At 68.9% G+C, this 20,795-nt stretch carries 17 protein-coding genes (1 of these 17 running past the window's edge); 9 read left to right on the top strand and 8 right to left on the bottom strand.

The window, feature by feature from the left end; all coding sequences use genetic code 11:
- Positions 1-10: 10 nt before the first annotated feature.
- Both MYMAC_RS35735 and MYMAC_RS35730 read right to left on the bottom strand, forming a co-directional pair.
- Complete coding sequence (locus MYMAC_RS35735; protein ID WP_095961325.1) at positions 11-1,612, bottom strand: LVIVD repeat-containing protein; 1,602 nt, start codon at positions 1,610-1,612, stop codon at positions 11-13.
- Between the two features lie 110 nt (positions 1,613-1,722).
- Complete coding sequence (locus MYMAC_RS35730) at positions 1,723-3,408, bottom strand: LVIVD repeat-containing protein (RefSeq protein WP_095961324.1); 1,686 nt, start codon at positions 3,406-3,408, stop codon at positions 1,723-1,725.
- 292 nt (positions 3,409-3,700) lie between these two features.
- Between MYMAC_RS35730 and truB the strand changes: the two genes are divergently transcribed.
- Positions 3,701-4,609 carry a tRNA pseudouridine(55) synthase TruB gene (gene truB / locus MYMAC_RS35725; protein WP_095961323.1) on the top strand — a complete coding sequence of 303 codons (909 nt, stop codon included), beginning with the start codon at positions 3,701-3,703 and terminating at the stop codon, positions 4,607-4,609.
- A gap of 579 nt (positions 4,610-5,188) precedes the next feature.
- Here truB and tkt read toward each other — a convergent pair.
- From tkt to MYMAC_RS35705, 5 genes are all read right to left on the bottom strand, one after another.
- Positions 5,189-7,252, bottom strand: a complete 2,064-nt coding sequence (gene tkt, locus MYMAC_RS35720) for a transketolase (protein ID WP_204817260.1) — start codon at positions 7,250-7,252, stop codon at positions 5,189-5,191.
- 169 nt (positions 7,253-7,421) lie between these two features.
- Complete coding sequence (locus MYMAC_RS37110) at positions 7,422-8,312, bottom strand: hypothetical protein (RefSeq protein WP_157770501.1); 891 nt, start codon at positions 8,310-8,312, stop codon at positions 7,422-7,424.
- Positions 8,312-10,045, bottom strand: a complete 1,734-nt coding sequence (locus tag MYMAC_RS35715; protein ID WP_095961322.1) for a hypothetical protein — start codon at positions 10,043-10,045, stop codon at positions 8,312-8,314. The genes MYMAC_RS37110 and MYMAC_RS35715 overlap by 1 nt, the downstream gene beginning before the upstream one ends.
- 143 nt (positions 10,046-10,188) lie before the next feature.
- Positions 10,189-11,397 carry a vWA domain-containing protein gene (locus MYMAC_RS35710; RefSeq protein ID WP_095961321.1) on the bottom strand — a complete coding sequence of 403 codons (1,209 nt, stop codon included), beginning with the start codon at positions 11,395-11,397 and terminating at the stop codon, positions 10,189-10,191.
- Between the two features lie 13 nt (positions 11,398-11,410).
- Positions 11,411-12,259, bottom strand: coding sequence for an AAA family ATPase (locus MYMAC_RS35705; protein WP_095961320.1), 849 nt, complete (start codon positions 12,257-12,259; stop codon positions 11,411-11,413).
- A 186-nt stretch (positions 12,260-12,445) separates the two neighbouring features.
- Between MYMAC_RS35705 and MYMAC_RS37330 the strand changes: the two genes are divergently transcribed.
- The 7 genes from MYMAC_RS37330 to MYMAC_RS35675 all read left to right on the top strand — a co-directional run bounded on the left by MYMAC_RS37330 (position 12,446) and on the right by MYMAC_RS35675 (position 18,877).
- Positions 12,446-12,613, top strand: a complete 168-nt coding sequence (locus tag MYMAC_RS37330; protein ID WP_013937002.1) for a hypothetical protein — start codon at positions 12,446-12,448, stop codon at positions 12,611-12,613.
- Between the two features lie 126 nt (positions 12,614-12,739).
- Positions 12,740-13,678, top strand: a complete 939-nt coding sequence (locus MYMAC_RS35700) for a cell wall protein (RefSeq protein WP_095961319.1) — start codon at positions 12,740-12,742, stop codon at positions 13,676-13,678.
- A gap of 199 nt (positions 13,679-13,877) precedes the next feature.
- On the top strand, positions 13,878-14,501 hold the full coding sequence (locus MYMAC_RS35695) for a hypothetical protein (RefSeq protein WP_239989223.1): 624 nt from the start codon (positions 13,878-13,880) through the stop codon (positions 14,499-14,501).
- A 365-nt stretch (positions 14,502-14,866) separates the two neighbouring features.
- Positions 14,867-15,979, top strand: coding sequence for a 3-oxoacyl-ACP synthase III family protein (locus MYMAC_RS35690; RefSeq protein WP_095961318.1), 1,113 nt, complete (start codon positions 14,867-14,869; stop codon positions 15,977-15,979).
- Complete coding sequence (locus MYMAC_RS35685) at positions 15,979-16,575, top strand: DUF2378 family protein (RefSeq protein ID WP_095961317.1); 597 nt, start codon at positions 15,979-15,981, stop codon at positions 16,573-16,575. Before MYMAC_RS35690 ends, MYMAC_RS35685 begins: the two co-directional genes overlap by 1 nt.
- A 57-nt stretch (positions 16,576-16,632) precedes the next feature.
- Entirely contained in the window at positions 16,633-17,241 is a 609-nt protein-coding gene (locus tag MYMAC_RS35680) for a hypothetical protein (RefSeq protein WP_095961316.1), read from the top strand.
- A 169-nt stretch (positions 17,242-17,410) separates the two neighbouring features.
- Positions 17,411-18,877, top strand: coding sequence for a hypothetical protein (locus tag MYMAC_RS35675; RefSeq protein ID WP_204817257.1), 1,467 nt, complete (start codon positions 17,411-17,413; stop codon positions 18,875-18,877).
- A gap of 41 nt (positions 18,878-18,918) precedes the next feature.
- Here the strand turns inward: MYMAC_RS35675 and MYMAC_RS35670 are convergent, their stop codons facing one another.
- Complete coding sequence (locus MYMAC_RS35670; protein WP_095961315.1) at positions 18,919-19,401, bottom strand: nuclear transport factor 2 family protein; 483 nt, start codon at positions 19,399-19,401, stop codon at positions 18,919-18,921.
- 166 nt (positions 19,402-19,567) lie between these two features.
- On the opposite strand from MYMAC_RS35670, the gene MYMAC_RS35665 reads away from it, so the two are divergent.
- Positions 19,568-20,795, top strand: the 5' portion of a protein-coding gene (locus MYMAC_RS35665; RefSeq protein ID WP_095961314.1) for a hypothetical protein. 119 nt of this gene lie beyond the right edge of the window; 1,228 of the gene's 1,347 nt are visible here — the first part of the coding sequence; it begins with the start codon at positions 19,568-19,570; its stop codon lies off the right edge, out of view.

Genomic DNA, 20,795 nt, shown 5'->3' with positions numbered 1-20,795 from the left:
CGGGGTCAGCTCAGGGCTCGTCGAAGATGAGCAGCCCGCGCGACGTGTCCACCACGTACACGTGGCCGTCCCCGGGAACGCGCATGCCGATGGCACCGTCATACATGCCATCGGACCGGCGCGGGTCTGACTCGCGGAACGTGTTGTAGTGCGCGATTTCACGAGGCTGAGCGGGGTTGGACACGTCCAGCACGCGCACGCCCTCGTGGTAGTACGCGACGTAGAGCCGCGTGCCCACCAGCACCATGTTGTGGACGGAGGTGAGGCCGCGCAGCTTGTACTCGCCAATCTTCACGACGTTGGCCGGGTGGGTGACGTCCAGCACGCGCACGTGGGCGCCCAGCGTCTCGCCACCCTCGAAAGCCACGGTGCGGCCGTTGAACGTGCCCACCGCGTTGGCGTGGCTGAAGGCGTAGGCATAGCCGTGCCGGCCCAGCAGCGCCGGTGTCTCGCCCTCCAGGCCGACGATGAGGAAGCCGTCGCTGGTGTGGTTGATGTAGAGCCGCCCGTCATACGCGAAGGCGTCATGTGGATAGCCCGTGCCTCCAGGGTGTGCGTAGCGGGTGAGGAGCTGAGGCTCCAGCGGCCGGGTGACGTCGAAGATGAGCGTCTCCTGGTTGGGCGAAGGCGACATGGCGTAGAGCCGGTTCCCCTCCACGAAGACGGTGTGCACATTGAGGGGGCCGGCGCCGCCCGGATGGTTGCGCACGAAGGCGGGCTGCGCCGGGTCCTCCAGGTCGAACACGAGCACGCCGGCGTCACCACTGGCGACATAGAGCGCGTTGTCCTTGGCCCAGACGCCATTCCAATACCCGTCATTGGGAAGCTGGAAGGACGCCGTCTGCGCGGGGCGGCGTGGGTCGCTCACGTCGAAGACGGTGAGGCCGCCCTGCCGCTCGGGCGCGTTGACGGACACCACGTAGGCGTGGCCGTGGGTGACGTACACGTCCACCGGGGTGCCCCGGTCCACGAAGGACTCGGACAGGAGCTGGATGCCAGCGGATTCCGGCTCACCCGCTCGCCACGTCATCCGCTCGGCGCGGAAGCTGCCGTGGTAGCGCAGCGTGCCGTTGCGGCACCACAGGAAGCAGCCGGTGAGGCTCCGCGGCCCCTGGGCGCGGCATCCGGCGAAGGTGAGCCGGTCCCGCTCCTGGTTGGTGCGCGTGAACTCGGAGACGAGGACGAAGCGCTCGTCATCCAGGGCGAAGGCCGCGGGCGCGCGTCCCATGACGGAGACCGGCTGACCCGCGGCATCGAACTGGAACCCGCCGTTGCCAGGCGAGCCCTGGGGGGCGCCGGACTGCGTCCGGAAATCGTAGCGAATCTCCGCGCGGTAGATGGCCCCCTGCCGCTCCAGCCCCGCGAGCGAGCCCAGGTCGCAGCCGGGCAGCTCAATGCCCTCCGGCGCGCCGCAGGCAGCCTGGGCGCTCAGCGCGGGACACGACTCGAACGCGCCGGGGTCCACCCACTCCCCCAGCTCCGGAAGCACCTCCCAGGGGCCGTCATAGCCCGGCGGCGCGGGCGGCGGCGTGGGGGGCTCCGGCGAGGAGCAGGCGGAGAACGACACGGCGCAGACGAACGCCAGCAGCGGACGCGCGGCACGAACAGACATGGGATGAAGCCTTTGGGAGAAGAGCCGGGGCGCCCGCCTGTGTCAGCGAGCGCCCCGCGGACAGCATAGAGGCCATCCCGAGCGCCGCAAAGGGGCGCCCCGGACCGCGCTCACAGCTCGTTGAAGATGAGCAGCCCGCGCGAGGTGTCGACGAGGTAGACGTACCCATCCCCGGGTACGCGGATGCCGATGGCACCCTCGAAGGGGCTGTCGCCTCGATTCGGGTCGCTGTCCCGGAACGTGTTGAAGTGCGCGACCTGGCGGGGCTGGGTGGGGTTGGCCACGTCCAGCACTCGCAGTCCCTCGTGGTACCAGGCCACGTACAACCGGTGGCCCTTGAGAATCAGGTTGTGGATGGAGGTGCTGTACCGCATGCGGAACTCGCCAATCTTCACGATGTTCGCTGGGTCGGAGACCTCCAGGACGCGCAGGTGTGAACCCGGGAACTCGCCCCCCTCGAAGGCGATGGTGCGCCCCGCGAAGGTGCCCACCGCGCTGTGGTGCGCGAAGCCCCCGAACCCCGGGTAGGTGTACTGCCCCAGGTGCTGCACGTTCTCCAGGTCGCTGACGTCCACGACGGAGTAGCCGCCGAGGGCGTTGCTGATGTAGAGGCGGCCCTCGTAGGCGAAGAAGTCGTGCGGCCCGCCCAGGGAATACATCTCGGGCAGGGTGATGACCTGCCGCAGGACGGGCGCCAGCGGCGTGCTGACGTCGTAGACCCGCGTGCTGCCTACCAGGTCGGTGATGTCGGATGCATACAGCCGGTCCCCATCCACCAGCACCGTGTGCACGTTGGCGAGGCCGTTGCCAGGCAGGCTCATGACGAACTCCGGCGCTCCCGGTTCGGAGATGTCGAAGACGGAGACGCCGGTTGTGGAACTCGCGACATACAGCGCGTCGCCCTTGGACCACACGCCGTTCCAGTACGAGTCACCCGGTAGGCTGATGGAGGTCTTGAAGAGGGGGTGCGCCGGGTCGCTCACGTCGAAGACGGTGAGCCCGCCGACGCGGCCGCGCCAGTTGATGGACACCACGTAGGCATGGCCGCGGGTGACGTAGACGTCCGCTGGCGTGCCCAACTCCACGACGGACTCGGAGACGAGCTGCAGCCCACCGGAGGCCTCGGCTTCACCGCGCCGCTCCGCCCGCTCGGCCTCGAAGGTCCCCGGGGTCCAGGTGGAGAACTGGGACGTCTGCCGGCAGTTGACGTAGCAGCCGGTGATGAAGCCGGGACGGGGCGTCTCGCAGCCAGCCACGGAGTAGATTCGCTCCCCGAGGATGGGATGCGCCTGCCGGGCGGAGAGGAAGAACCTGCCGCCGTCCGTCATCCGCGTGGTGAGGGGCATGCCCATGAGCGTATCGGTGCCCCCGTCCGAGAAGAGGTGGAATCCGACGCCGCCCGGGATGATGGACGTGCCGCCATCCGCCAGCCGCCGCGCTGCCCGCCCGTCAGCCATGTAGGCGCCGTGTGGCTCCACCGCGGCGAGCTGGTCTGGGTTGCAGGACGAAATGTCGAAGTTCGCCGGGTCCGCGCATTCCTCGAAGGTGGGGTTGGTGGCGGTGAACCGGCACTCGGAGAACGCCCCCCGGTCAACCCAGTCGCCCGGGTCCTCGAGCACCGTGTAGCCGCCGTCCCACGGCTCCGAAGGACCGGCGTCCGTGCCGGCATCTGTGGGCTGCTGCCCCGCATCGGAAACGGGCGGAGGCGGGTCTTCATCACAGCCCGTGGTGGCGACTGACAGCAGCAGGCCCAGGGCGGACAGCAGGGCCCGGCCCGAGCGAAGCGGGGATGTCATGGGGAACCTCAAGGGAATGCGAGGCACTGTCAGCGGGGAAGCCTGTCCCGCGCTTGTACGCAGTGACACGCCTGTCATGTCGCTGCTGTTTCAAGATGCTTGTCGGATGAAGGGTAATTGCCTGCCGCGGAATGGGTTGTCTGGTATTGACGAGGCATGGTCCTGCTATTGCAGTCGTGACGGGAGCGCCGCCCCGCGCCCCTGTCTTGGATTGCGGCGCCTGGCGGGCCCTTCCGCCTTCCGCCACGGCGCTCGCGGCCGGGGTAGGCTCGGTGGCGACAGGAGGGTCGAGGTGGGAGGGAAACTGAGTCCGGGCATCTACCGGGTCCACAAGCCGGTGGGCGCCACGAGCTTCTCGGTGGTGCAGCGGTTCATGGAGGAGGCGAAGGCGGCGCAGCCGGGCAAGCGCATCCCGGTGTGTCACGGCGGGACGCTGGACCCCTTCGCGCAAGGGCTGTTGCTGGTGCTGGTGGGCCAGGCGCCGCGCCTGTTCGAGCTGCTGCACGCCGTGCCCAAGACGTACGAGGCGGAGGTCGTCTGGGGCACGGAGACGGACACGGGGGACCTCCATGGCCGGCCGGTGCACCAGGGCGACGCGGCGGCGCTGACGCCGGAAGGCCTGGACGCGGCGCTGGCGTCCTTCGTGGGCTGGCGGGAGCAGGTGCCTCCGGCCACCAGCGCGAAGAAGGTGGGCGGCGAGCCCGCGTACCGGAAGGCGCACCGGGGCGAGGCCGTGGAGCTGCCCCCCTCGCGCGTGTACCTGCACGCGGCGCGCTGGCTGTCGCATGACCTGCCGCGGAAGAGCCGCCTGTGGCTGAGCTGCCGCGGGGGCTACTACGTGCGTTCGCTGGCCCGGGACGTGGGGCGCGCGCTGGGGTGTGGGGCGCACCTGTCCGCGCTGCGGCGCACGGCGATTGGCCCGTGGGAGGACCCGGAGCCGGAGCAGCGCGGCTGGCTGCACGGCCGCGACCTGCTGCCCTGGGCCCGCGTGCGGACGCTCACGGACGCGGAGGTGGGCGAGCTGCGCCGCGAGCGTCCCATCCCCGCGACGGGCATCCAGCCCGCGGATTGGAAGCTGCCCCCCGGCTTCCCGGACCCGGACGCGCCCATCCGGGGCTTCCACCAGGGCCGGCTCACCTTCCTGCTGCGGGCGCGCGACGGCGGCCTCTGGAGCGAACTGGAGCTGCGCGGAGGGCTGTAGGCCACCGTGTCCCGGAGGCCACGCCGATGACAGTTGTCACCACCTCGGGGCCGTCCTGGTGATGACGGTCGTCACCGGTGATGACAGTTGTCACCACCCCCGAAACGGGCCTCGAAAGAGCCCTTGGATTCGCAACCCGTTGAAAAGACTCAAGCGGTCCAGGTGGGCCCGGCGGGCCCGGTGTGTGGCACGCCACGCGCAATAGGACAGGACATCACGCTCCAGCACGGAGCGGGGCTCGAAGCACGGGGGAGCTGGCCGGGGGGCCAGTCGCTGGGGGGCGAATCTCCCGGGCACTCGAGTCAGTCGGACCTGGAGGACTTGAAGGCGAGCGCGGAAGGCCGGTTCGGGGGGACTGGCATGCGACCGGGGGGACGCACCGCTCACGCCGCGAGGAGGCCGGGGACGACCTTGAAGTGACCTGTTGGGCTCATGGCGTGGGGGAACCCGGCCGGGGGGCTGGGATGCGACGGGGGTCGCGCCTTCCACGCCATGAGTCCGCCAGGACGAACACCTGGATGCCGAAAAGGCCCGAAGCGCCTCGGACCGTTGGGGGACGGTCCGAGGCGCTTCTCTTTTCTACGGCCGCGTCTTCGTCTTCTTCAGCGAGTCCTTCGCCTGCTGGGCGACGTGGTCCGCGGTGAAGCCGAACTTCTGCTGCAGCGCCTTGATGGGCGCGGAGGCGCCGAAGCTGCGCATGGCGACGATGTTGCCGTCATGCCCCACGAAGCGCTCCCAGCCGAACGCGGCGCCCTTCTCCACCGCCACGCGGGCGCGCACGGCCGGCGGCAGCACGCTGTCGCGGTACTCTTGCGTCTGCTCCTCGAACAGCTCCCACGACGGCAGGCTGACCACGCGGGCCGGGACGCCGTCCGCCTTGAGCTTCTCCTGCGCGTCCAGGCACAGCGACACCTCGCTGCCGGTGCCGATGAGGATGACCTCCGGCTTGCCGCCCTCCGCCTCGGACAGCACGTAGCCGCCGCGCGCCACGCCGGACGCGGGCGCGTACTTGCTGCGGTCCAGCGTGGGCACGGGCTGGCGCGTGAGCACCAGCACCACCGGGTGCTTGCGCTGCTGGGCAATCACCCGCCACGACTCCACCACCTCGTTGGCGTCGCCGGGGCGCAGCACGATGATGCCGGGAATCGCGCGCAGCGACGCGAGCTGCTCCACCGGCTGGTGCGTGGGGCCGTCCTCGCCCACGCCAATGGAGTCGTGGGTGAAGATGTGGATGGCGGGCAGCTCCATCAGCGCGGACAGGCGGATGGCGGGGCGCTCGTAGTCACTGAAGATGAGGAACGTGGCGCCGTAGCCGCGCAGCTTGCTCAGGCACAGGCCGTTGACGATGGAGCCCATCGCGTGCTCGCGCACGCCGAAGTGGACGTTGCGGCCCGCGAACTCGCCCGGCTTCATCGCCTCCGAGCCGGTGATGTACGTCTTCGTGGACGGGTTGAGGTCCGCCGAGCCGCCCACCAGCCACGGGTAGTGCTTGGCCATGGCGTTGAGCACCTTGCCGCTGGAGTCGCGCGTGGCCAGGCCCTTGGCGTCGGCGGGAAAGGTCGGCAGCTCCGCGTCCCAGCCCTGGGGGGCTTCGCGGCGCTGCATGCGCTCCAACTGGTCGGCCAGCTCGGGGAACTGCTTGCGGTACTCGGCGAACTTCTGCTCCCACTCCGTGCGGAGCTGCTTGCCGCGCGCGCCCAGGCGCTCCTGGAAGCGCTCGCGCACGCCGTCGGGGACCCGGAACTTCTCGTCCTCGGGCCAGCCATAGAAGCGCTTGGTGCCCTTGATTTCCTCGTCGCCCAGCGGCTCGCCGTGGGCCTTGGAGGAGCCCTGGAGCTTGGGCGCGCCGTAGGCAATCTGCGTGGTGACGATGATGAGCGTGGGCTTGCCGCGCATCGTCTTGAAGGTGCGCAGCGCCTCGCCCATGGCGTTCAGGTCATTGGCGTCCGGCACGCGCAGCACGCGCCAGCCGTAGGCCTCGAAGCGCTTGCCCACGTCCTCGGTGAAGGCCAGGTCCGTGCTGCCGTCGATGGAGATGTGATTGCTGTCGTAGATCCAGCACAGGTTGGGGAGCTGGAGGTGGCCGGCGATGGACGCCGCCTCGGACGCCACGCCCTCCATCAGGTCGCCGTCGCCGCAGATGGCGTAGACGTCGTAGCCGAACAGCTCGAAGCCGGGGCGGTTGAAGTAGCCGGACAGCCAGCGGCTGGCCATGGCCATGCCCACGCTGTTGGACACGCCCTGGCCCAGGGGGCCGGTGGTGGTCTCCACGCCGCTGGTCCACCGGTACTCCGGGTGGCCCGGGGTGGACGAGTCGAGCTGCCGGAACTTCTTGATGTCCTCGAGCGACACGGTGGGCGCGTCCTCGACGGTGTACTCCCGCGTGACGCGCTTCACCCCGGCCAGGTGGAGCAGCGCGTACAGCAGCATGGAGGCGTGGCCGTTGGACAGGATGAACCTGTCGCGGTCCGGCCAGATGGGGTGGGACGGGTCATACCGGAGCTCCTGCTGCCAGAGCTGGTACGCCACGGGAGCCAGGGACATGGGCGCCCCCGGGTGGCCCGAGTGGGCCTGCTGCACCGCATCCATGGCGAGGGTGCGGATGGTGTTGATGGCCAGCACGTCCTGCTTGTCGGTTGTCATGGTGTCCTCGCGGTCCCGCTCGCGTGCGCGCGCACCATGCCGCAAGTGACGCTCCAGGTGCTGCACCAAATGCGCGAAGGCCCGCCCGGCCGTCCGCCAGTCCACGGCCGCACCCGGAATTCCTGCCCTGGGGGGCACGGGAATGAATCCCGCGCGCCCGCTCCTGACGTTATTGCGTGTCGTCCTTGCTGGAGGGGGGCTCTGTCGCTGCTGCAGAGGGGGCGGGCGTCTCCTGCTGACCGTTCACGTTCAAAGAGCGCTCCTTCTTGATGGTGACGGTGAGGGGCAGGAAGTATGCGGGGTTGGAGCACGCGCCGTGCAGACAGAGAAAGGCGGGGGTGGGGGTTTCCAGTGGGACATTCGGCGCTCTGGAAAAGACCAGGGGCTCATCGGGCTCCACTGTGGCCTGCCCCGTTGCTAGTTGGAGTGCCCCGAACACGCTGAGTTTGGCGCCCTCCAACGCGCTCAGTTGAGGCATGCATCGGAGCCGGGCCTTTTCTTCGGTGTCGGTCCTGCATTCGAGTTCGACGGGGATGTGCGCGGGTAGCGGCGGAAAGCGCGGACCATAGGCTTCTCGCTTCGCGAAACGCGTCGCGGGACAACTGATGCGCACGTCGATTCGCGTCTCCTCGTCGTTGCAATCAGGCTTGCAGTCGAGGCTCTTCCCTGAGTTCCAGCAGAAGCAGAGGGCACCCCAGTCGCTTCCGCTTCGTTCCAGCTTGCCGACGTTCACCACCAATAAGGAATCGTGCTGGACCGGCATCAGACTGTTGATGCCGGAACCCGTGGCCGTGGAACCACCGTCCTGTGTGCCCTGGGTGTTGGGGAGCTCGGCCGCTTCGCTGGTGACCTTCAAGGGGCCCAACACCCGCACTTGAGCCCGCTTGGAAACGAAGACTCGCTGGGGTGCGTCATCACAGGCAACGACGATGGATTGCGCGGGCTGACCATTTGGCTTGAGCGGAGTTGCTCCGGGAATGACGAAGCCAGGCCGTCCACATGCGGCCAGCAGCATGGCGACAGTCAGCAGCATCCACCTTGCGCGGTTGGTGGTGTGCATCACGGACTCTTTCGAAGAAGAGGAAGCAGGTCCGGAACGGAGATGCCAATGAGCGCATACCGGCCTCCGTCCGAGGGCGCCCATGCATAGCCAAAATGGAACGCACGCGCGATGTTGATGCCCATGCCGAGCGCGACTCGGACATTGGGCCCTTGGTCCTCTCCGCCTGCCGAGCCATCCGACGAGCCTGTATATCCACCACCGATGAGCGAAACAGAGGGAGCCAGGGCGATGTACTCCGCCAGGTTGTGATACCTGCGCGTGTTGATGCTCACGGTGAAGGGGAAGGTTACCGCCACGCTCCCTCGGCGCTGGTCCCGATCATTCAGAGGCAGCGCATAGGAGACTGGAATGCTCGACGTGGCTTCGACGTCGGAGGGAGCGCTGTTCTGGGCCGCGGAGATGATTTCGGTAAAGACGGGTACAGTGGTGATGAGCCCCAGGTTGTAGATGGCGAATGACTCCTTCAGGACGACGATGTCGTCGTTTCCCGGCACGCGGTAGATGGTGCGGAAGGTGACGCGCTGATTGAGGTAGTTCTTCCATTGGACCTGTAAGGTCCGGTTGCACCCGTGGCGAAAGTCCAACTCCACCTTCGTCTTACGGGTCTTCCCATCCTTGCCGTCGGGCACCTCCAGCTCGAAGGTCCAGGGGTTGTTCAGCAAGGCCGCGGGTGGGAGCTGTGCACAGACGGCACGGTCCAGTGAAATTGCCACTTCTGCGTCCTGGTCGATGAGGTCGGCCAACCGCTGGACATCACCCCCTGACTCTTCGATGAGGAAGAGCGCGCCCGTGCTCTTGATGACAGAGAACTTGAACGTGCTTGATACCTGGATGAGGACGTTCTTGAACCCAGGGAGGTCGGTGTCCGTGACGACGGTTCGGCCAAAGCTCGCGAATCGCTTGTTAAGCCGGTCGGACAGGAGTTCGGCGAGCCTCTTCTTGTGCGCCTTACGGAAGTCCGCTTGCAACTTTGAATCCGTGGTGCTTCCACCCAACTGGAACTCCTGTACATCCATGGCTTTGGCCCAGTTGATGGGGTCGATTAGGAGTTGCCCTGTGTCATCGCGGCAGAGCGAATAGAGGATGAAGTCGCCGTCTCCGGTTTGGAGTAGCGGACGCTGGACTGACCGGGCACCCCCATTCGAAGACGGGCCACCTGGCTGCTGTCTCGATTGCGCTTGGCCGGTAGAATCGGGTGGAAGTAAGGGGATGGGAGGGGGCGTGGAGCGGCGTGCGCTCAACTCGTCATCGTCGCGAGCCGTTAGGAGTTCCCGCTCTTGCATGCAGAGGAAGTCTCCGGAGTAGACCGCCGCTACTTGGATGGTGACAGGTACAATGGCGTCTTCCTTGTAGTCTCCCCGCCAACGGGCCAGGGTGTGCTCGCGACTGGGCAGTCGGCCGATGCTGTCCGTCGGGACCGCAGTCTCCGTTTTCTGGCCTCCAACGTCCGCCCGGAATCTGAGTTGGCTGAAGATGGAGAGCGCGCTGAGGGATACGCCGTCGTCGTCGAACTTGACGATAATGCGGTCGAGCACATGGCTCTCGCCGCCATCCGGAATCAACGCATTTTCCGCCAGTTTCAGCCGGAAGGCCTTGGTTGTGCCTGTTCCCGACGCCGGCTCATAAACCGCGAAGAGTTCATACGGCTGTGCGCTCGCTGTCATGGCCGAGAGCAGACACAGGACGAACATCAGGCCGCGAGCCAGACCGCCGCCAAGATAGACGTGCATGAAGGTTCCCCCGCTGCAAAGCACTTGCAGTCATCTCTATTGAAAGCCAATCGAGAACTGTCATGCAAGCCGCAGGGCTCCCTACTTAGGGGTGATTGACTTCCGCATTTGACGTCGGCGAATGCATCGCTGAACCAGCGATGTCAGCGCCGCGCCGCCGCGCCCCTCACGGTCCGTCCCCGCGTCAGGTGCGCAACGGCTTCACCCAGGCCCTCCACTGTCAGGGCGAACATGGGGAACACGCGGGCAATCACGGAGATGGTCCCCGAGCGCCACGTGCCCATGGGCTCGGGGTTGAGCCACACGTTGCGCTCGAAGTGCTGCGAAAGCTGCATCAGCCACGTCAGCCCTTCCAGGCCGTCCGTCTTGTAGTGCCCCTCCGCGTCGGTGCGGATGGACAGCTCGTACGGCGCCATGGAGGCATCCCCCACCATGACCAGCTTGTGGTGCCGCCCCACCTGCGCCACCAGCTCCGGCACGGTGATGCCGCCGGTGAGCTGCGGCGTGGCGTACAGCTTCCCGTAGACGCAGTTGTGGAAGTAGTAGGTCCGCAGCTCCTTGAAGTGCGTCGCCTGGCTGGCCACGCTGAACAGCCGGCTCACCAGGGCCGCGTACGGGTCCATGGAGCCGCCCACGTCCATGGCCAGCACCACGCGCGTGTTGGGCCGGCGCGGCGGCCGCGTCACCACCTCCAGCTCACCGGCGTTGCGCGCGGTGGCGGCGATGGACTCGTCCACGTCCAGCTCGTCCGGCGCGCCGTCCCGGGCGAAGGCGCGCAGCTTGCGCAGCGCCACCGCCATCTGCCGCGTGTCCAGCACCACGTCATCGCGGTAGCCAGCGTACCTCCGGGCCCCGGCCTGCATCAGCGCGCGGCCCTGCCGGTTGCCCGCGCCGCCGCCCACGCGGATGCCCTCGCGTCCGAAGCCGCTGTTGCCGAAGGGGGACGTCCCGCCCGTGCCCACCCAGCGGTTGCCGCCGTCGTGGCGCTCCTTCTGCTCCTTCAGGCGCTCCTCGAAGAGCCGGCGAATCTCCTCCGGGTCCAACTGCTCCAGCAGCGCCAGCTCCTCGGGGCTCAGGTCCGGCCGCTCGCGCGCCTCCTCCAGCCAGTTGAGCAGCTCCTGTGTCAGCTCCAGGCTCGCCGTCTCCACGCCCTGGAAGTGCGCGAGGAAGGCCTGGTCGAACGTGTCGAGCTGCGTCTCCGAGTGCACCAGCAGCGCCCGGGCCACATGGTAGAAGCCGTCCAGGTGGCTGTCGTGCAGGCCCGCGCGCAGCGCGCCGGCCAGCGCCAGCGCTTCTTGCGCGCCGACCTTCAGCCCGCGCCGGCGCAGCTCGTAGAAGAAGGGCAGGAACATGGCGGTGCCTCGTCTAGGCCCGGGGCCGGCGCCCGCGTGAGAAGCCCTCTGCCACGGAGACCAGGTCCTGCTCCTTCTTCAGCAGCGCGCCCAGGAAGGGGAGCTGCTCGTCCAGCTTGAGGTCGTTGATGCCCTGCGCCTTGAGCACGGCAATCCAGTCGATGAGCTCGCTGGTGGAGGGCTTCTTGCGCAGGCGGGTGAAGCTGCGCAGCTCGTAGAAGATTTTCAGCGCCTGCTCCGCCAGCGTGCTGTCCAGGCCCGGGTGGTGCACGTCGACGATGCGGCGCATCAGGTCCACGTCCGGGAAGTCGATGAAGTGGAACACGCACCGGCGCAGGAAGGCGTCGGGCAGCTCCTTCTCGTTGTTGGACGTAATCACCACCACGGGGCGGTGCTTCGCCACCACCTCGTCGCCCGTCTCGGTGACGCGGAAGCGCATCCGGTCCAGCTCGTGGAGCAGGTCGTTGGGGAACTCCAGGTCCGCCTTGTCCACCTCGTCGATGAGCAGCACCACGCGCTCGGGGGAGGAGAAGGCCTCGCCCAGCGGGCCCTGGCGGATGTACTTGCGGATGTCTCGCACGTCGCCGTCGCCGAAGCGCGAGTCATACAGCCGCTGCACGGTGTCGTAGACGTAGAGGCCGTCCTGCGCGCGGGTGGTGCTCTTCACGTGCCAGGTGATGAGCCGCTGCCCCAGGGCCTCGGCGATGGCCTCCGCCAGCAGCGTCTTGCCGGTGCCGGGCTCGCCCTTCACCAGCAGGGGGCGCTGGAGCGTCAGCGCGCAGTTGACCGCGGCCTGGAGGCTCTCGTGGGTCAGGTAGGTGTCGGTGCCTTTGAAGCGGACGGGAGTGGGCGCCTGGCTCATGCCCCGTCCCTTTAACACCCGCCGCGTCGCCGTGGGGGCTCACGAACCCGGGGCTCCCGGGACGTCAGACCCGGAGGCCATGCTCGCTCGTATGTATCGGGCAGGGGCGGTCGGGCGGCGCTGGCGGGGAGGCGACCCGCGAGGTTGCCCGGCACTCACGCCCATCACCCGCATCGTGGAGGCGCCATGGGTCACCTGTTCGTTCCAGCACTGTTGCTCGTGGGGGCCGCCTCCCTGGCGGTGCGTACCTGCGGGACGGCCGCCGTCGCCCGGCCTCCCGCCCTCCAGCGGGAGGCGCCCGAGCGGCCCCTGCCTCGTATCGAGCCGCCGGCCACCGTCAGCGCACGGGGGTAGACGCTGCTTCGCTGGGAGGGGCCGACCCCATGGGATGTATGGCTTCGCCCGCCGGTCAACGATTGGTGCGAGCCAAGCACAGGTTTTCACACCGGTTTCCCAGGCCACCGTGTATTCTCCCGAGCAATGTCCATTGCGAATGCTCTTGGCGAAATCTTCCGGCGCGAACTCGATGCGCAGTTGGTCCCGTTGCAGGAGGCGGTCCGGCGCATGGAGGAAGGCCTGGAGGCCCTGGAGTTGCTGCGCGCGGTGACGCACCGCCTGGCGCCGCTGACCAGCCGTCTTGGCGCCATGGCGGGCGTGAGGCCGGCCGCGGCCGCGCTGGAGTCCACGCGGGCAAGGGGGGGCAGGAAGCAGGCCGTCGCGGCGACGCGGAGCCGGGCTTCCGGAGTGAAGACCGCCGAGGCCCGGCCGGTGGGTGGCCGGGCGCGCGCGGAGGAAGGTTCGCGGGCGTGCGCCGTCATTGGCTGCGACCGGCCCAGCCGTTCCAAGGGCTACTGCTCGGCGCACTACCAGAAGCTGCGGCTGCTGATGCGGACCAACCGCCGTCCCGCGGCGTGGGCGGACGACGCGCCTCCGCAGTCGGTGGAGGAAGTGACGCTCCCGCGAGGCCGCGCCGCCAGCAAGGCGCTGCGTGAGGGCGGCGTGAGCGATCAGACGCCCGCTCCGGCCCCGGCGGCGAAGCAGGACTCCGCCGACGCCGCGGAGCAGACCTCCGCCACCGGGAAGAAGGCGCGGGCCGCGAAGAAGGCCGCGGGCGCCAGGAGGGGCGCGGCGGCGAAGAAGACCTCGGCCGCGAAGAAGGCCCCGGCGGCGAAGAAGGCCGCGGGCGCCAGGAAGGGCGCGGCGGTGAAGAAGACCTCGGCGGCGAAGAAGGCCCCGGCGGCGAAGAAGGCCCCGGCGGCGAAGAAGGCGCCGGCGGCGAAGAAGGCCGCGGGTGCCAGGAAGGGCGCTGCGGCGAAGAAGGCCCCGGCCAAGGGCGGCCGCAAGGTCAAGGCCACCGCGGCCAAGGCCGGCAAGCGCAAGAGGGCAGGCAAGTCCTCCGCGCAGGGCTCCCTGTTCTGATTCGACGGCTGCGTCCTTCAGGCGCGGGTGCCCTCGTGGAGAGGGCGCCGCCCGGGGACGTGGCCGTGTCGTGGTGGCCGCCCGTGGGGCGTTGACGGGCTCGCGCACGCCGAGCAGGCCAGACGAGCGGGCCGGGTGCAGGACATCCCCTTCGAGTCATCGTTGACAGTAGCCGGGCGGGGATGGGATTCGGCCCCGCATGAGCGAGCAAGGTTATCCGGTCACCGTGGCGGTGCGTCGTCCCGACGGACGGGTGGAGCAGGTGCGTGTGGGCACGGCGTTCAAGAGCGGCGAGGGCTTCACGCTGACGCTGGGAGAGATGTCCATCGGCGGCACGCCGGACGCGGCGGCGCCGGTGGCGCGGCGTTCGGCGCCAGCGAGCAGCGGCGGCGGCGGCGGCGGCGATGGAATGGTCTTCCCCAACTACGGTCGCAGCAAGGGCGCGCCCATCGTCGGCGCCAGCATGGGCGACCTGGAGTTCTACGCCAACGGCGCGCGCCGCACCCTGAACGACGCGAGCAAGTCACGCTGGCACGACAAGGAGCGCCAGCTCCTCGCCGCCATCGAGGCGGAGATTGCCCGGCAGCAGGGCGGCGGCGCGGGCGGCGGTGGTGACGCGGGGTACGGCGGCGGTGGCCGGGGGGCTACGGCGGCGGCGGCTACGGCGGCGACGACATCCCTCCGCCGAACGACGACGACAACATCCCGTTCTGAAACACCTCGGCCTGGTGAGTGGCCGCCCCGCGCGAACGGGCGGCCTTCCCGGCTTGTTGATTTCAGGACACGTGTCTCATCCGTGCTTCAAGCCAGAGACTCACAGTGAGAGGCTCGGCCCGCCCGCGTATCATGTGAGTCCTTATCTACTCACATGTGCGCGCCCCTTTTTCATGGGGAAGCGGAGTCAAGGCAGACACCTCAGGTGACATGCTCAGTCACCGAGAGGAAATTCTCGCGTCGAAGCGCTTCACTCTCAACGGTCGCTGCTTCATTTGTGAAGCACCGGAAATCTCCAGCGATTCCAGGTGTTTCGGTGATATGTCCGTTGAGGGATGCTTCACGGATGAAGGGGGCCTGTCGGGACGCGGCAGTCGTTTCAATGGCTTCGTATATGGCCTGAATCCTGCTCAACCCCCGTCCGCCAGGGAATCCCTCCCATATGGCGAGGTTGTGAAAAAACGGGGCCATTAAATGACACCCAATGTCTGTGTCGTCGGTGCAGGTGCCTTCGTTCCTTCACGCGTGGTGAGCAACGAGCGCATCGCCAGGGCGATTCCGGGCTGGCCGGCGGCGCGCATCGAAGAGAAGGTGGGCATCCGCGAGCGCCGCTTCCTCTGGGACATTGATGAGACGACGGGGCGGGCGCTGCCGCCGCCGGAGAACGACGGGCACATCTACCCGGCCAACAACACGGACATGTGCGAGGTGGCGCTCCGCAAGGCGCTCGCCCAGGCGGGGGTGGACCCCCAGGAGCTGGACGCGCTCTTCGTGGTGACCTGCACGCCGGATGCGCCGCACTTCAACCACGACGCCATGGAGCTGCATCGGCGGCTGGAGCTGCGCGAGGACGCCTTTGGCCTGGTGGTGGATGACGGCTGCGGCGGCACGCCGTACGTGTTGGACCTGGTGAAGAAGATGATGGACGGAGGGCGCTTCCGCACGGTGGCGGTGGTGGCCTCGGCGTTCACGTCTCCGCTGGTGAACCGCGAGGTCTACACCGACGAGCTCCCGCCCGGGCCTGGCCGTTCGAAGACGCTGCAGGGCTATCTCTCCATGTATGTCTTCGGAGACGGCGCGGGGGCGGTGGTGCTCCAGTCGAAGCCGGGCGAGCCGGGCGCGCAGGGCATCCTGGCCTCCTTCTCCGGCAACGCGCACGGAGATTTGGTCATCCGCAAGGGCGGAGGGTTGTTGAAGCTGCCCTATCAGCCGGGGCGGATGCGTCCGGCGGACATGGCCTTCGTGGTGGATGGCTTCCGGGTGGCGCGCAGCTATCCTGAGTACATGCAGAAGTGCCTCGACGCGGTCCTCGGCCCCCGTCCGGAGCTGCGCTCGGAGGTGGAGCGGTATTACTTCCACCAGCCGAACAAGCGGGTGATGGACGCGTTCGTGGAGCGGGCGGGGCTGCCGCGTGAGGCGGTGGCGTGCAACGTGGACCGGTACGGGAACACCTCCGCTGCGGGGATGCTCATCCTGCTGGCCGAGGACCTGGAAGCGGGCCGCGTGCGTCTGGGCAGTGGTGACCTGGTCGTGGTGGCCGCGGTGGGCGCGAACATCCACTACGGCGCGCAACTCGTGAGGTTGTAATGGACAAGGTGGATGTGAACATCGCCAGGGACCTGGAAGCGCGGCTGGCGCTGGCGACGAAGGACGACATGGCCCGCGGCCTCTTCTTCAATGGCGTGGTGTCGGCCGTGCGCACCCTGGGGGGTGACGCGGCGGTGGAGCGCTGTCTGGCGGCCAGCGGCGAGTCGCGCTTCATCGACTTCTTCAACTACCCGGTGGCCGCCTTCCTGAAGATGTCCTTCACGGCGGCGCAGGTGATGAGCGCGGAGCACGGCGGCTTCGAAGGCGCGCTGCGGCGCATGGGCGTGGTGGCCACGACGGACTTCCTCTCCTCGGCTGCGGGCAAGACGTTGTTGTTGCTGGCGTCGGACAGCCCGAAGCGGCTGGTGGGCAACCTGCACTCGGGCTACCGGGCGGCGGTCAGCTACGGCGAGCGCGGCGTGAAGTGGACGGGAGACACCAGCGGCATCTTCATGATGAAGCGGGACTTCATGCCGCCCGCCTACCACGAGGGCACGCTCCAGGCCGTCATCGAGGCGGTGGGGGGCAAGCAGGTCCAGGTGCACGGCCGCCAGACGGGGCCGCTGGACACCGAATACACGTTGTCGTGGCAGTAGGCCTGAGGCTTGTGGCGGGCCGCGGCCCGCCGACGGTCCGGAGGAAGAAGGGACGCCATGTCGAGACTGCGCGGCGGAGCGGTGTGGGGATTGGGCGTCCTGCTGCTGTCGGCGGACGCGGGGGCTCGTGAGGTGGTGATGCAGTTCCGCACGCAGGAGGACCCGGCGAGCCCTCCGGACCCGGCGGTGTGCGCGGCGGCGCCCTTCGAGGTGAACGTGAAGCTGGGCGGCAGCGTGTACGTGCCGCGGCACGACCCCGGGGACGGCAAGGTGGTGTCCACGGGGGACCGGCGCGTCGGCTCGGCGACGGCGTGCATCCAGGTGACGGACACGGCGTTTCCCGCCGGCCAGCAGTTGAATGTCTACATGCGCTACAACCTGCCGGAGGGGGCCTTCACGGCGCGGGGGACGTGCACGTTGGTGAGCAACGACGTGCCGGCGGCGGGGCTGGTGCTGGCCGGGTGCGCGATGCGGCTGGTGGAGGTGCCCAAGGGCTTCGTGGGCGGAACGGTGTCGAGCACCAGTGTCTTCAATCCACGGAAGCTGCCGGGCTACGCGACGGGCTCGTTCTACACGCTCTACGCCTACCGGGAAGACCCCCCGCGCGATGCGGGCAAGGCCCAGAAGGCGCAAGGCGCCGCGGCCACCGGCCAGGCAAAGCCGTAGCCCTCAACGCGCGGCGCTGTGACGCCGCGCACTGCATGGGGGGCCGTGAGGAGCCGTGGCCACCGGGCCAGCCCGGACGTGGCCGCCTCCAGCGCGCGATGAACAAACGGGGCGCCGCGGCGCCGCGCATGGCATTCCCCGCGTCGGGCCACCGGGCGATGATGGGCCCATGGACCGGAAGCGGATGGAGTATTACGCGGCGCTCGGGTACCGGGCACCTTCAGCCACCAGGCTGTCGACGGGCGCGTCTGTCCAGGCGCCGCACGGAGACGCGAGCGCTGACGCCTTGGAGCTGCCGCCGCTCGGCCTGGAAGACCTGGGCGCGCTGCGCGAGCGCTTCCTGCGAGCACCCGACGAGGTCCTGACGCGCGTCCGCGACGGAGTGGGCGGACCCGTCTCGGAGGGCGCGCTGGTGCATGCCCTTCAGGACCTGGAGCAGGCCTTGCGCGAGCCCGAAGCGGCGCTCCAGGCGATGCGGCAGCCCCCCTTCCAGGCGCGGGCCTCGGTGTCGTTGCCACCGGACTTCGCCTTCCCGCTGATGACGCGCGAAATCCCCATCGACCCGGTGCGGACGCGGTTCGAGCCGGTGGCGGACCTGCGCGGGTGGCTCCTGTTCAGCGGGCGTGCCTGGCTGCATGGCGGTTGGAGCCGGGCCGCGTTCCGGCGGCATGACGACGCCCGCCATGCGAGCCGCTTCCGCTACACGCTCCGCGAGCCCGGGCCTGGGCGGCCGGTGGAGGTGGCGCTGTTCGGCGGGTTCGGCACGGGGGAGTACCCCGCGCGCTACGTGGCCCGGCAGCTCATCATGCGAGGCGAGCGCCTGGAGTACGCGGTGCATCTGGGAGGCGTGTACTACGCGGGCCGTCAGGGGGAATTCGACGCGCACGTGGCCGAGCCGCTCGAACCCCTGCTGCCCGTGACGACGTTGATGACGCTGAACGCGGGCGCGGAGATGCGCTCAGGGGGCACGCCCTTCTACCGGTACCTGGATGAACGGCGTGGCGCCTCGCGAGCGAAGCAGGTCCAGGAGGGAAGCTACTTCTGTCTGGCCTCCGAGCGCTTCCAGCTCATCGGCGTGGACACGGCATACTTCGAGCCGGGAAGGCACCAGGAGCCCGGGCTCCTCGGCTGGCTGGAGTCGGTATTGGAGGAGGGGCGGAGGCGCGGGGCGACCAACATCCTCCTGAGCCACGATGCCCCCTACCGGTACGGCGCGCCGAGGCCCACCGGGTTGCTCGAGGACTTGCGGGCGCTGGTGGTCGACCGGGCGCTGGTGGACCTGTGGTTCTGGGGTGCCTCGCCCCACGGCGCTTTGTTCGACCGCGGCGCCGCGCTCCCCTTCCTGGGCGGGAGCCTGGGGCACGCGGGCTTGCCGGTGCCGGTGACGGCGCCTGGCCTGAGCTCGCCGGCGCCGGTGCGCTTCCTGGAGTCGCGTTCACGCTTCCCCGAGTGGACGGGCGTGAGGCCGGAGCTGGGCAACAACGGCTACGGCTCGCTGCTGCTGCAGGGTGACGGCACGCTGGGCCTCCAACTGCTGGACTGGCGAGGCAACGTGCGCTGCACGGCCGTGCTGGCGCGAGAGGGTGACGGTCCGCTGACGTACCAGCACCTCCAGGAAGCCGAACCGGAGGCGTGAACGGGCGGCGCGCGGCCGGGTGCCAGGGCCGTGAAGGCGCCTTACTCCCTGGGGATGCCGCGCTCGCGCATGAAGATGTCCAGTGACTTGCGGGCCTTGGCCTGGACCTTCTTCTTCAAGAAGGGCGTCCATCCAAGCACCAGCCCCGCGGGCCCGAGCGCCTGGCGGGACCAGGTCCAGAAGTCGAAGTCGTCGCGGTGCCGGACAATCTTCCCGTCGCGGAACTCGAACTCGGCGTCGATGCGGTTGAGCACCTTCCGGCCGGTGCCGCTGAAGGTGTAGCTCGCATCCCAGTGGGCGCGGCCCTGATGGTCATCGGCCTGGACGTCGCGGAAGGTGAGCTCCAGGTCCTTGCCGCGCTCGCACAGCATGAGCCACATGGCACCGGGCTCCTGGCGGCGGAGTCCGGGGAAGGCGGCATCGGAGAACTCCACCTCCGGGTGGTAGCAGGCGGCCATGGCCTGGGCATCCCGGCGTTGGAACGCCGAGTAGAAGTCGGTGATGAGTTGGGCGTGCGGGTGCATGAGGCAGGTGTAGCAGACCTGGCAGTGCGGCCGCCTCAACTGTCCGGCGGCCACCGCTCGGGAGGGTGGGGTGCCCCCGGGACGCATGGAAGCGGGGGGCTCCCCACGCTACCCCCGGCGCCCGCGCCGCGAGCCATGGCGCTGGGGGAAGGCAATGCGGAGTCCAATGCGTGGCGGTTCGGCGGCAGGGGCGCTGCTGGCCATGGCGGTGGTGGGATGGCCTGGGGACACGATGGCGCAGTTCTTCACGCCTGCGCGGACGTTGACCACGACGGCGGTGGGATTCCAGGTGCCGCAGGTGTGTACGTGGCAAGGGGACGTGCACGTCGTCTGGGTGGATGGCGCACGGGGAGGCGGGGGTGTGCGGTACCAGCGGAGCACGGATGGTGGCACCACCTTTCATCCGGTGCTCGGCCTGGGGCCGGAGCGCGCCAACCCCGGCGCGTCCGCGCGGGGCGTGAAGGTGCTGGCCCAGGGCGAGCACGTCTATGTGACGTGGTTGGACGGCGGGCTGCGCTTTCGTTCGAGCAATGACCGAGGCGGCACCTTTGGCACCATCCTCGAGCTGACCCGGGAGAAGGAGGGCGGACTGCGCCTGGCGGCCACCAGCCGTCAGGTCTACATGGGGTGGTTCCGCTCGAGTGAAGAGGAGCGGGGGAACATCCACTTCATCCGCGGTCCCACGGGAGGCGTCTTCGCGGACATCGAGTCGCTGAATGGCCAGCAGGGCTATGGCGAGGTGGAGCTGGCGGCCCAGGGGGCGCACGTCTACGTGTTGTGGAACGGCGTCGGCAGTGACGAGTCGTCGGGCCTCTACTTCCGGCGCAGCGTTGACGGAGGCCGCACCTTCGAGCCCATCCAGCAGCTCGCGGGCATGGGAGAGGGCTCGCGGGACCACAAACTGGCGGTACAGGGCAATGACGTCTACGCGGTCTGGACCGAATGCGGCAGGGGCCTGGCGTCCTGCGAGGTGCTGCTGCGCCGGAGCGCGAACGCAGGCGCCTCCTTCGGGCCGGTGGTGAACGTCAGCAATGACACGCGGGCCTCATCCAAGCCGCAGGTGGTGCTGCGGGACTCGCGGCTCTTCGTCGCGTGGCAGGACCTTCCACCGGGCGCACTGGGGCCGGATGTCGTCCTGTCGATGAGCGTCGACGGGGGAGCGACCTTCCTGCCGCGCAGGAAGGTGTCGCGGACCCAGGTCCAGTCGCTCTCGCCGCGGATGGTCGGAGCCGGCATGGGCGTCCGCCTGGTGTGGACGGACGGCTTCAATGGCGAGCGGGAGGTCCTCACCCGCGCCACGGTGGGCCTGGGGCTCGCCCTGGGGCCGGTGGAGAACCTGAGCCGGAGCCAGAAGGATTCAGGGGAGGCGTCCGTGGCGGCCTCGCACTGCGGCG

The organism is Corallococcus macrosporus DSM 14697, assembly GCF_002305895.1.
Taxonomy (GTDB): domain Bacteria; phylum Myxococcota; class Myxococcia; order Myxococcales; family Myxococcaceae; genus Myxococcus; species Myxococcus macrosporus.
This window is presented reverse-complemented; position numbering and strand designations above follow the sequence as displayed.